The sequence below is a fragment of the Oleiphilus sp. HI0086 genome, assembly GCF_001635225.1.
This window is the reverse complement of record NZ_LWFZ01000096.1, coordinates 1-817: the sequence shown is the minus strand read 5'-3', so window position 1 is coordinate 817 and position 817 is coordinate 1. Positions and strand designations below refer to the sequence as shown.

The 817-nt window shown below is 47.0% G+C and carries 1 protein-coding gene; it reads left to right on the top strand.

Going from position 1 to position 817, the window contains the following annotated elements; genetic code table 11:
* Positions 1-82: 82 nt before the first annotated feature.
* Positions 83-817: PAS-domain containing protein (locus A3756_RS01385; protein ID WP_197481090.1), on the top strand; the 735-nt coding region annotated here is incomplete at its 3' end.

The following is an 817-nucleotide window of genomic DNA, read 5'->3' as shown; positions in this document are numbered from 1 at the left end:
GTTGCCAAAGAATTGCTGTCCCATATGGGGTATCACATCGACGTGGCTGGCAGCAGGACTGATCACTTGGGCCTATACCTTAATGCTGCCGCTACTGGTTGATACCGGCATGGTATCAAAAGATTTACTTTCGCAAGGCCCTCTGGGTGTAAAATGGTTGCGCCCAGAGTTTCTCTTTGGTTTAAGCTTTAGCGATGAATTCAGTCGAGGTGTGGTTCTAAGCTTACTCGCCAATATCCTCACCACTATCGTCGTTTCACGTCAAAACAGAACAACTTTATCAGACCGAATTCAAGCCCTGGCTTTTACTAACCAGTCCCAAAAACGTGCCTCGGAATACCAAAATTATGACGATATTAGCACCTTCGACCTGCGCTCACTTTTGGAACAGTTTGTTGGCAGCAGCATCACTAACAAACTCTTTGGTGAATACGACCATACCAGCGGTAATACAGCCGACGCTCGACTGATCAAAAAAGCCCAACAATCCTTATCTGGCATTGTTGGCGTTGCCTCCTCTCAGGCCATGATAGAAAGCCTGAGGAGTGGTCAGAAGCTGGCGGTAGAAGAAGTCGTTAATATCTTTGAAGAAACGACCCGAGCACTGCGTTTCAATCAGGATATTTTATTCGCGTCCTTCGATAATATTTCTTCGGGCATTAGCGTCGTCAACGGAGACCTCAATATGATTGCCTGGAATCGTCGCTATGAAGAAATGTTTAACTATCCCCAAGGCATGCTGCAAATCGGAATTGCAGTTTCTGACTTGGTTCGCTTCAATGCTGAGCGCGGACTATTGGGGCCTGGGGCCATTGAC